Here is a 10,000-nt window from a genome sequence, read left to right as displayed (position 1 = left end):
GCTAGAACCTATAGCAAAAGCAGTGTTCCAGTATTTTTTTGAGGTATCTGATTTAAACCTGTATTCAAAGGCGACACCGCGGAAAATCAAACCTATCAGCATTAGTATGATCGGCAGATAAAAGGCCGAGGTGATAGCGGCATAAGCGGCTGGAAAAGCGCCAAATAAGATCACTCCACCAAACACCAGCCAAGTTTCGTTGCCATCCCAAACGTGAGCAATAGAGCGCATTAAGTGATCATGTTCGGCATCTGTATTAAACCAGGGATACAAAATACCTATACCCAAATCAAAACCATCCAGCAGCACATACATCAGAATGGCAAAGCCAAGCAGCAGTAGATAAAACAGACCTAAACTCAGTTCCAGCTCCATTAGTGGGCTCCTTTTGTTGAATTCGCCTGCGCGTCAGTAGCTAAAGCTTTGGTAAAGGACAAGGCATAACCCGAAGCTTTGACACCTATACGTTGTTGTTCCAGATGTTCGATAGGGGCCGGACCTTTTTTGATCAGCTTGCGCATAAAATACAGGTAAACCCCAAACAGCAGGCTGTAGGTCAAGACAAACAAGGTCAGTGAAAACAGCACCCGTTCAGCTGGTAAGGGGCTGACGATCTCACTGGTGCGAACCAGTCCATAAATAATCCATGGCTGACGACCAATTTCCACTACATACCAGCCGGCCAACACAGCTATAACACCTGTGGGGGCCATAAAGCTGACGGGCCAGAGAAACCAGTTGCTTTGATATAAAGTGCCACGCCAACGCAGATAAGCTCCAACTAAGGCGACACCTATCATCAGCACACCAACACCCACCATAATGCGGAAGCTGAAAAACACCATAGGCACATTGGGTCTGTCTGCTGCGGGCACTGATTTTAAGCCTTGTAATTCACCCTGCCAGTCGTGAGTTAAAATCAGGCTGGCAAGGCCAGGCAACGCTACTTCATAATGGTTTTCTTCTGCTTTCATATCGGGCACAGCAAATAACAACAGCGGCACGTTGCTCTCTTTTTCGGCCCAGATCCCTTCCATAGCGGCCAGTTTTACCGGCTGGTGTTCTTTCACGTTTAAACCATGCAAATCACCGACCCAGGCTTGCAGTGGGGTCAGCACTAAGGCAAACCACAACATCATCGACAAACCTTTGCGGCCAAATTCTTTATGCTGGCCTTTTCGTAAATACCAGGCGTGAGTAGCCATCACAACAAAGGTCGCTGTGATTAATGCCGCCAATAGCATATGCACTAAACGATAAGGCATAGAGGGATTAAAGATGACTTCGAGCCAGCTGACGACTTCAAATTTACCATCCACTATTTGATGGCCTTGTGGGGTTTGCATCCAGGAGTTGGCGGCGATAATCCAGAAGGCGGATATCCAGGTACCTACTGCGACAGTGACAGTGGCGAAAAAGTGCATTTTGGCGCTGACGCGTTGCCAGCCAAATAACATGACACCCAAAAAGCCAGCTTCAAGGAAAAATGCCGTCAGCACTTCGTAGGCCATTAGAGGCCCAAGCACAGCACCTGCAATTTCAGAAAACTTAGAAAAGTTGGTGCCAAATTCATACGACAGCACTATGCCGGATACCACACCCATACCAAAAGTAATGGCAAAAGGTTTGATCCAGAACTTCGCCAGTTGCAAATACTGAGGATTCCCTGTTTTTAGCCACAATCCCTCCCAGATCGCAATCAGTGTGGCCAAACCTATGGTGATAGACGGGAAAATAATATGAAAGCTCACGGTAAAAGCAAACTGGATCCTCGAAAGAATACTGACATCAAGTTCCATAACTACCTCAATTTTTGAATGTTTTTACCCGGCTTAGTACAGATGGCGCGACGGCCACTGCCAGCAACAGCAACATGGTCAGCAATTCGGCGGCAAGAATAGACAGATCAGGCATAATGTTCTCTTTGTTGACAAGTTATACAGCAACAACGCTGCGCCTACTGCTAGTGCCAGAATCAGGCCATAATTTATTCTAATCTTAAGTTATTGAATTTTAATAAATAAAATTAAAGTCTTGTAGCGAGCGTTAACTTTGTTTACGATTATCTGCAGGTTGTGTGACAACGAAGTTGACGGTGTGCTGTGGATTTGATTTTAGCTTTTGAGCTGATGATGTTGCTTACCAGTAGTTGTGCTGCCTTGATGTCCGGCTGGCTTTGGTGGCATTCACGTTATCAGCGCACCCTTGCAGGCCTGGCTGGCTTTGGTGCCATGATGGCACTTTGGTGTTTAGGCCATGTTTTTGTCATACATGACCAGCCAGAACTGGGCCGCTATCTGTTATTAGCCAATCCTTTGATGCCTACTTTTTTCCTGCATTTTGCCCTGCGTTTTGTACGGCAGGATCAGGTAAAGGCGTCCTGGTTAAGCTGGTCATTGCATCATATCGGCTGGTTATACTTTCTGACTGCGTTGGTGGTGCTACTCAGTTGGAGTCTGGATGCCGGTGAAGTGCTGCAAAGTGTGGCCTTGGGTCAGGTGTTTGTATTTCACTCTTATGGCTTCTTAAACCTGTTGTACACTGTACTGCTGGGGATCTTGGCCCATGCGGTGTTGTGGTATGGTTGGCGACATCATCAGGGTAATAAAAAACGCTCTATAGTGGCGATGTTTTTAGCTGGTGGTTGGGGTTTATTGTTGGCCACCAGCGTGGTGTTTCCCTCATTTGGCCTGGATTGGTTCCCTTACCCTATGTTGTTGCTGCCCAGTTACCCTGTATTGCTGGTGTATGGCGTAGTGCGTTATCAGATGCTGACTGTGAATGCTCTGGCCAACAGAGCTTTGCTTTGGCTGGTGATGTCCTTGTTGTTGCTGTTGCTGATGGCATTGGTCAGTTCGATCTTTGGTCAGTTGGGTATGAAGGCTTTGGCTAATGTACCAGGCTGGCAATTGTGGCTGTATTCCAGTTTAGTGTTGTTGCTGACCGCGGCCTGTTACCGGCCTGTGGCAAAACTGGCTGAGCGGCTGATTTACCCTGGTGCAACTTTGGATCAGAGCCTGATCAATACCTGGCGACAGCAGCTGGCTCAGTGTCAGAACTGGACAAGCTTATCGGATAAAGCCACAGAACTTTTATCTGAGGCATTAAAACAAAAAGTTCAGGTGCAGCTATCAGCCTCTGGCGCTGTTATGGACGCCAATGCACAGTTGCGGGTGCGTTGTTACAGTCAGCAAGGTCAGTGGCAGGTGGAGTTGCTGGGGTGGGATGATATGACCCCAGGCATCAGGTTAGTAGCGCAGGTGTTTGGTTCTTTGCTCAGCAGCAGTTGCGAATTACTGGCGCAATCGCTGCAACTGGCTGAAGCAGAAAAGCAACAGCTCTCACAGCAGCATTTGGTTGAAATGGGCGCTTTGGCAGCCTCTATGGCACATGAACTGCGTAATCCATTGAATATTATCTCTATGGCATCCGCTGGCGTAGATGCGGAACTGCGCGCTCACATTCAGCAACAGCTGAAAAGAGCTGATCGGCTGATCTCCGATATGTTGGTGTATTCAGGCCGCCTGCAACTGCAATACAGCGACATCGAATTTGAGCCATTACTGCAAAGCTTGCTGCAACAATTTGACTGGCAGCAGGTAAAACTTGAACTGAAAGTGCCACAAGGCTTGACGTTGCAAGCCGACCCTCACAGGCTGCAGCAGGTGTTTTTAAACCTATTTGATAATGCCAATGCGTTTTTGCGCAATCAGGCGGATGCGTCTTTATCAGTGCAAGTGACAGAGGATCACCATCAGATCCGGGTGCTGGTGCATAACAATGGCCCGGCTTTGGATGCCAGTCTGACCACGGAGCAATTATTCCGGCCTTTTATTAGTAAACGCAGTGGGGGCAGTGGCCTTGGTCTTGCCATAGTCAAACGTATCATGGACGCCCACAGGGGCCAGATCAGTTTCCGTACTGATTTGGGCTGGGTTGTTAGTTTTGAGCTTTTGTTTCCAAAGGATAGTACTGATGTTTAGCGCAATACCCTCTCATCCGGCGCGCATTTTAATTGTTGATGATGAGCCAGCCTTTCGGTTATTGGCTGAGCGTTTTTTACAGCAACAAGGCTACCAGGTGACTGGTGTGGCTAGTCTGGAAGACGCCAGAACCAAGCTGCAGCAGTTTGATGCAGATTTAATTTTGCTTGATTTGGCGTTACCTCCGGCCTTTGATCCTGCTCATACCCTGGCTGCAGTGCCAGAATTCTCCGGCCGCCCCGTGATTATTCTAACAGGTCATGCAGAGCGGGAACTGGCGCTGCAAGCTATAGCTCAGGGGGCATGGGACTTTATTGCTAAGCCAATAGACCCTGAATTACTGGCGGTCGTAGTCAAACGCGCTATTACGAAACATCAACTGGAGAAAGAAGTACGACAGTTAAAGCAAGGTTTGCAGCAACATAGCTTTTTACCGAAGTTAGCTGGTCATTCAAGGCATATGGAGACAGTTCGAACCTTAGTGCAGCGTATAGCACCTACTGAAGTCCGGGTACTGGTGACAGGCCCTTCAGGCACAGGCAAAGAGGTGATCTCAAGGGCTTTGCATGAATTAAGCCCTCGTGCTGAAAAAGCTTTTGTCTCTGTGCACTGTGGTGCTATTCCGGCTGATTTATTAGAAAGTGAGCTGTTTGGTTATGTTAAAGGCGCTTTTACCGGAGCAGATAAAGACAGACAGGGCCTACTAAAATTGGCCGACGGTGGCACTTTGTTTCTCGATGAAATAGGCGAAATGCCGCTGGCGATGCAGGTGAAACTACTGCGGGTGCTGCAGGAAGGCACTTTTTACCCTGTAGGTGGTCGCGAGCAGCAAAAAATTGATATCCGCTTAGTGTCTGCGACTAATGCTAACCTGCCGGATTTGGTCAAGCAGGGCAAGTTTCGCGAAGATCTGTATTACCGCATTAAGGGCGTTACTATCGAGACAGTGGCTTTGGACGAGCGTCGCGAAGATATTCCACTGTTAATCCAGTTTTTTCTCGAACAGCTCAGCACTCAGTATGGTCAAAAGCTGCAGTTAGAATCAGCCGCTATCAGCTGGTTTTTGCAAAAACACTGGCCGGGTAATGTGCGTGAATTAAAGAATACGCTGGAGAGTGTCGCTGCTATAGCTCAACAAGGAGTGATCCGTATCGCGGATATTCAGTTGCTGCATCTGGAACATCTCAGTGAGGATTCAGGGGCTGAACTGGTTACAGGATCTGATCTGAACAGTCTGGATGAACAGGTCAAAGCTTTGGAGATCCGTTTAATTCAGCAGGCCATGACCCAATATAAAGGTAACAAGAGCCAGGCATCCAGGGCTCTGGGTATTTCCCGCCAGGGCTTACTGAAAAAAATTGAACGTTATGCGCTGACTGATTTGGGCGATGACTAAATCAACCTATACTCAGGCAGAGAGTTCAGAGGAGTACCAGCTATGACAGATTTTATTGCCCATGGCAAATTTACCGTCACGCCTCAAGGCGAAGTCTTGCTGTGCGAAATTCAGGGAGCCTGGAATAAAGAAGGCTCAGAACAGCTAATTGCAGATTTAAAGTCTCAAGTCTCAGCTTTTGCTGGTAAAAAATGGGCTCGCGTGATGGATATGCAAGGCTGGGAGCTGGCTACACCAGACGCTATCAGTATGATGACAGACTTTAGCTCATGGGAAGACCAGCACGGTTGTGTACTTCGCTGTTTTATTGGTTTAAATCCTATTCAGCAGCAGCTGCTCGAATTGAAATACCAGCACTCCCACAAACCACAACACTTTAGCCACACTGACACTGCACTGAGCTACGCCAAACAATTTTTGCAGCGCCTTTAAGTCTTCCATTGCAAACAGATACAGAGCAAAAGTTGAGCACTTTTTTATTGCTCTGTTATCCAGCCTGTTTTACAGTCATGTAATGATAATGTAAATAAGCCTGTGCCATGGATGAGTTAAAACAGACAACGCACCAAAGTGATTTGCCTGCGGAAGTGACTGTCCCTATTTACGGTCCGAAAATGGATCAACAGTCAGATGCTGAGCTAAGAACTGTCAGTCGATTCTTTCTAAAGCACCCAAGTTTAGTTTTGACCTTTGGCTATTTAATTGCCAGTGTAATGGGGCTGATTTTTACTCTTTCTCTACTGGGTGAGTTTGGGTTCTATGTTCTACCTTATCTGGAACTCACAGATTTTTTATTGGCCGCCATAGCTCATCCTAAAACTATCTTGAATTTAATCATCGGTACTGTTTCTGTGATTGTTGTGCTCTGGATTGATCGCCAGTGCAGGAAAAAATATCTCAAATACGCCTTGTGGATTGATAACTCCTACCGTTCAACGCCATTTATACCGAATTGGGTGGTGGGAGCTTTTACTTTTGCGTTTTATCTGTATTTCGCTAGTACCAGCCAGGTTCCAAAAATTGCTCAGGCTATCAAAACGCACAAGGCAGATCAGTATCAGTTAAGCCTGATTTATCCAATCCAACCTGGTGGCAAAGAAATACGACAACTGAATGAAGTGCAGATTATTACCCGCACCGTCAGCTATTTATGGATTTATCATCAGGATCAGGTCAAGCTGATCCCCCATGCCAATGTGGCCGCTTTAATCCCCGTTTTAAGTAAAGAGCCAGATAAAAGCGCAGAACAGAAAGGCGACACTTCAGCAACGGCAGATAAAACCACAGCCAAAGAACCTGCTGCAGTTCCGGTGAAAAGCTAAAAGCTACTCAGCAAAAGAAGCGTAATAGGCTTTGGTCAAAACCTTTTCCAGAGCCGCGGCTGTGGCTTGTTTAATCGGCATATTTTCTTTACTGAGTTCGTAATCCAGCTGGGCTATTTGTGCTTTGTGATTACGCATCATAGGTGGGGTTTCACTGCTCAGACTTTGTTCTGTCGCTATCACTGCTTCGGTTTGATCTGAGCGTATCACTTTGCAAATGGATAACAAGACTTCGCCTTCGCGGCCACGGTAGCCTGCTGCGCCAAACATCCGGCAGACGGCAGGGCGGTAAGGGTAAACACCGCACTGGCCACTTTTGCGATCTTCTGACGAAGCCTGATAGAAATAACAACCGGCTTGGTCATGTTGACGCAAGGCGTCTAAAGTACTTTCTGCTACACCCGCATCGTACAAATGCAAAGCCAAAGGCAGCATTTCCAGCACTGAAGCTTCAATGCCAGGATGCAGGCAACACTCACCACAACCACTGCGACAAAACAGCTTACGATCGTTCTGGTAACTACTGTAAGTCTGAGCAATTTCGTCGTTAAGGATCATAAGCTGAGAAGCGGTGTCGCGCAGCTGCTGCATAGGTTCTCCGAACAAACAGCATTACCCCTGTGGGGCGGGGCGCTATTGTAATGACAGCCATTGAGACTCAGCAATAGGGCTCTGAAAATATATCCCCTTCGTACTTGAAGCTGCAGCTTTTTTACCTTCGTGCTCTCGTCCCAGTCGCATAGATAAACTATGCTCCGGGGGCTCAGGCACTTGTCGCCTCACTGCAACTCCAATTACTGTGGGGACAGGTGAGGGTTAGTCTTGTTGGTATAAAGGGCGGGGTTTGGCCAGGCCATAGCCTTGGGCGAAGTCTATACCCATATCCGTCAGCTTGTGACAAATCTCCATATTTTCAACATACTCGGCGACGGTTTGGATCTTCATCGCTCTGGCGATGTCGTGGATAGATTGCACTATGGCGCAGTCGAAGGGGTCGATCAGTAAGTCACGGACAAAACTGCCATCAATTTTGACAAAGTCGACCGGGAAGTTTTTCAGATAACCATAAGAGGAGAAACCGCTACCAAAGTCGTCCAGTGCAAATTTACAACCGAGCTTTCTGAAGTGGGAAATAAAATCTAAGGTCTGGTGCACATTTAAAATGGCCATGCTTTCGGTGATTTCAAAACAGACTTTAGCAAAAGGGATATGGTATTCACGAAATAAAGAACCTACATATGCCTTAAACAAAGGATCGGTCAAGGATGCTCCGGATAAATTGATATTGGCCAGATTCAGTTCGGCCAGATGAGCTGGTTGTTGTGCCAGCCAGCGGAAATAGTTACGGATCACCCAACGGTCTATTTGCGGCATTAAGCCATAGCGCTCGGCAGAACTTAAAAAGTTGCCCGGTGCTATTAAACCTTGGTCTGGCAAAGACAAACGTAGCAGCAGCTCATAATGTAAACCAGACTGCTGCTGTTGAATGGCAGTAATAGGCTGGATAAAAAGCACAAAATTGTCTTGCTCCAGCGCCTGCCTTAAGGTTTTTAACCACTGAATTTCTGACTGATGTCGCTGCAGCTCTTCATCTGCTGCATTAAACATATGAATACGGTTGCGGCCTTTTTCTTTAGCGACAAAACAGGCGGAGTCAGCTTGTTTCAGCCAATGTTCGGTACTTTGATTGCCGTCCGGATTTTCTGCCAGACCTATGCTGACACTAATGCTGAACACACTGTCTTGCCAGATAAAACGAAATTCTTTGACTGTATCCAGCAACTGATGGGCAATGGCGAAGGCTTCGTTACTGGTTAAATGGGGTAACAGCACGACAAATTCGTCACTTTCCAGTCTGGCCAAAATACCTCTGCAATCCAGTACCCTTTGCATCTGATTACTTATTTGGCATAACAAGGCATCACCTGCTCTATGGTCGCAGGTGGTGTTAATAAGCTTAAACTGGTCTATATCCAGGTAAAGCAATGTGGCCTGATGGCCAAAACGCAGCGTCTGTTCCAGTTGTTCAATAAAATAGTGTCTGTTGAACAAAGAGGTCAAAGGGTCGTGTGTTGCCAGATAAGCCAGCTGTTCGGTATTTTGTTTATGGGCTGTAATATCCACGATAGAACCATGCACATAGGCACTTTGTGTTCCGTCTCCTTCGGCCAGTCTGGCAGACATCAGCGCCCAGAAAGCGCTGCCGTCGGCCCTTAATCCCCTGATCTCAAAGTTTTTATTGTCGCCCAGCTGAAGTTGTTTCAGCATTTGGACCCTGTCTTCCGGATTCGCGTAATAACGCGCCATACCGCTTTTGGCTACATCTTGCTGCATTTGCTGCAGATTCTGATAGCCCAGCATGTTGAGCAGTGCCTGATTAGCGGTAATAAGCTGACCTTGTAAGGTACTGGTAAACATACCTTCTACAGCGTTGTGATATATGTCGTAATACTGCTGCAAATGAGCATGGGCCAGGCGCTGATGCTCAATACTTTGCTGTTGGGCCCCTTTGATATTTTGCAGCAGACTAAAACTCATCAGAGCCATACTGCCCATCACGGCCATCAACAACAGGTATTGCCAGGCCTGGGCTGTCGGTAAATAGCCAATTTGTGATAAGGCCAGCACCACTATGCAACCAAAGAAAAAGGACCAGCCTAAAGCAAAAGTTTTGGCAGTACGGTCACCTTTTAAGGCATAGACCAGGGCAAAAAGAGTATTGACCCCCAGACACAATGTGGTGACCACTAATAAACCCCAGAAACGCAACTGGTTATTGGCATACAAGGGACTAAAGAGTAATAACAAGGCGCTGACCAAGCACAGATAAAATCCAAAACGCCCCAGAATACCACCTTGTTGTTTACGAACGTGCCAGCTAAACAAGGTCAGGCAACTAAAGGTTGCCCCTGCTGCAACATATAAAATAGCCTGATTAATTTCAGGGTAGTCAGGCCAGAGCATCGCAAAGGCCAAGCCATTTAGAATCGCCAGCACCAGAGCGCAATTAATAAAAAAGCCTGAATAGTACAAGTACAACTTTTGCTGCAGGGAGAAATACAAAAACAGGTTATAAATGGCCATCAGTAATAACACGCCACATAACAGCCCATCCAGGATGTTTTTATACAGCTGGTCTAAAACAAAGTTGTTGTGTTGCCATAAGGTCAGTTCAACCGGAGCAATAGCGGCGTCTTGTATTTTGATAAATATGTCCAGTTCCTGGCCTGGTTCAAAATTTAAAGGAAAGGCAAAGCTGCGGTAGGCGAGGGCTCGTTGATAAAAAGGTACAGAAGCAC

The 10,000-nt window shown here is 46.9% G+C and carries 8 protein-coding genes; 4 read left to right on the top strand and 4 right to left on the bottom strand.

All coding sequences use genetic code 11. From position 1 onward, the window contains the following. Positions 1 to 375, bottom strand: a 375-nt coding sequence (locus LDL40_RS10925) for a cytochrome d ubiquinol oxidase subunit II (RefSeq protein ID WP_300995396.1), incomplete at its 3' end; no start/stop codon positions are given. Then, positions 375 to 1,799 (bottom strand): cytochrome ubiquinol oxidase subunit I, encoded by a 1,425-nt coding sequence (locus tag LDL40_RS10920; RefSeq protein ID WP_300995395.1) that lies wholly within the window; start codon positions 1,797 to 1,799, stop codon positions 375 to 377. The genes LDL40_RS10925 and LDL40_RS10920, both read right to left, overlap by 1 nt. A gap of 303 nt (positions 1,800 to 2,102) precedes the next feature. Here LDL40_RS10920 and LDL40_RS10915 point away from each other — a divergent pair, with 303 nt between their 5' ends. The 4 genes from LDL40_RS10915 (at position 2,103) to LDL40_RS10900 (ending at position 6,701) form a co-directional block, all read left to right on the top strand. Further along, on the top strand, positions 2,103 to 3,983 hold the full coding sequence (locus tag LDL40_RS10915; protein ID WP_300995394.1) for a sensor histidine kinase: 1,881 nt from the start codon (positions 2,103 to 2,105) through the stop codon (positions 3,981 to 3,983). Next, the gene (locus tag LDL40_RS10910; protein ID WP_300995393.1) at positions 3,976 to 5,379 is read left to right on the top strand and encodes a sigma-54 dependent transcriptional regulator; all 1,404 of its coding nucleotides are present in this window, start codon (positions 3,976 to 3,978) and stop codon (positions 5,377 to 5,379) included. Before LDL40_RS10915 ends, LDL40_RS10910 begins: the two co-directional genes overlap by 8 nt. Positions 5,380 to 5,421: 42 nt before the next feature. After that, positions 5,422 to 5,811 (top strand): hypothetical protein, encoded by a 390-nt coding sequence (locus tag LDL40_RS10905; protein ID WP_300995391.1) that lies wholly within the window; start codon positions 5,422 to 5,424, stop codon positions 5,809 to 5,811. Between the two features lie 107 nt (positions 5,812 to 5,918). Continuing rightward, a complete protein-coding gene (locus tag LDL40_RS10900; protein ID WP_300995390.1) occupies positions 5,919 to 6,701 on the top strand; it encodes a hypothetical protein in 783 nt (260 codons plus the stop codon). A gap of 3 nt (positions 6,702 to 6,704) precedes the next feature. On the opposite strand, the gene LDL40_RS10895 is transcribed toward LDL40_RS10900, so the two are convergent. Further along, positions 6,705 to 7,292: a YkgJ family cysteine cluster protein gene (locus LDL40_RS10895; RefSeq protein ID WP_300995388.1), complete on the bottom strand. Its 588-nt coding sequence runs from the start codon at positions 7,290 to 7,292 to the stop codon at positions 6,705 to 6,707. Between the two features lie 225 nt (positions 7,293 to 7,517). Beyond that, positions 7,518 to 10,000 (bottom strand): EAL domain-containing protein (locus LDL40_RS10890; protein ID WP_300995386.1); only part of this gene is annotated, 2,483 nt, incomplete at its 5' end.

This window comes from Rheinheimera sp., assembly GCF_020217005.1.
Taxonomy (GTDB): Bacteria; Pseudomonadota; Gammaproteobacteria; order Enterobacterales; family Alteromonadaceae; genus Pararheinheimera.
The sequence above is the reverse complement of the archived record's forward strand: the minus strand, read 5'-3'. Positions and strand labels throughout refer to the sequence as shown.

Excerpts from the sequence above, each read along its gene's own strand:
- LDL40_RS10920 (WP_300995395.1), bottom strand. The coding sequence starts at position 1,799 with ATGGAACTTGATGTCAGTATTCTTTCGAGGATCCAGTTTGCTTTTACC.
- LDL40_RS10910 (WP_300995393.1), top strand. The coding sequence starts at position 3,976 with ATGTTTAGCGCAATACCCTCTCATCCGGCGCGCATTTTAATTGTTGAT.
- LDL40_RS10905 (WP_300995391.1), top strand. The coding sequence starts at position 5,422 with ATGACAGATTTTATTGCCCATGGCAAATTTACCGTCACGCCTCAAGGC.
- LDL40_RS10900 (WP_300995390.1), top strand. The coding sequence starts at position 5,919 with ATGGATGAGTTAAAACAGACAACGCACCAAAGTGATTTGCCTGCGGAA.
- LDL40_RS10895 (WP_300995388.1), bottom strand. The coding sequence starts at position 7,292 with ATGCAGCAGCTGCGCGACACCGCTTCTCAGCTTATGATCCTTAACGAC.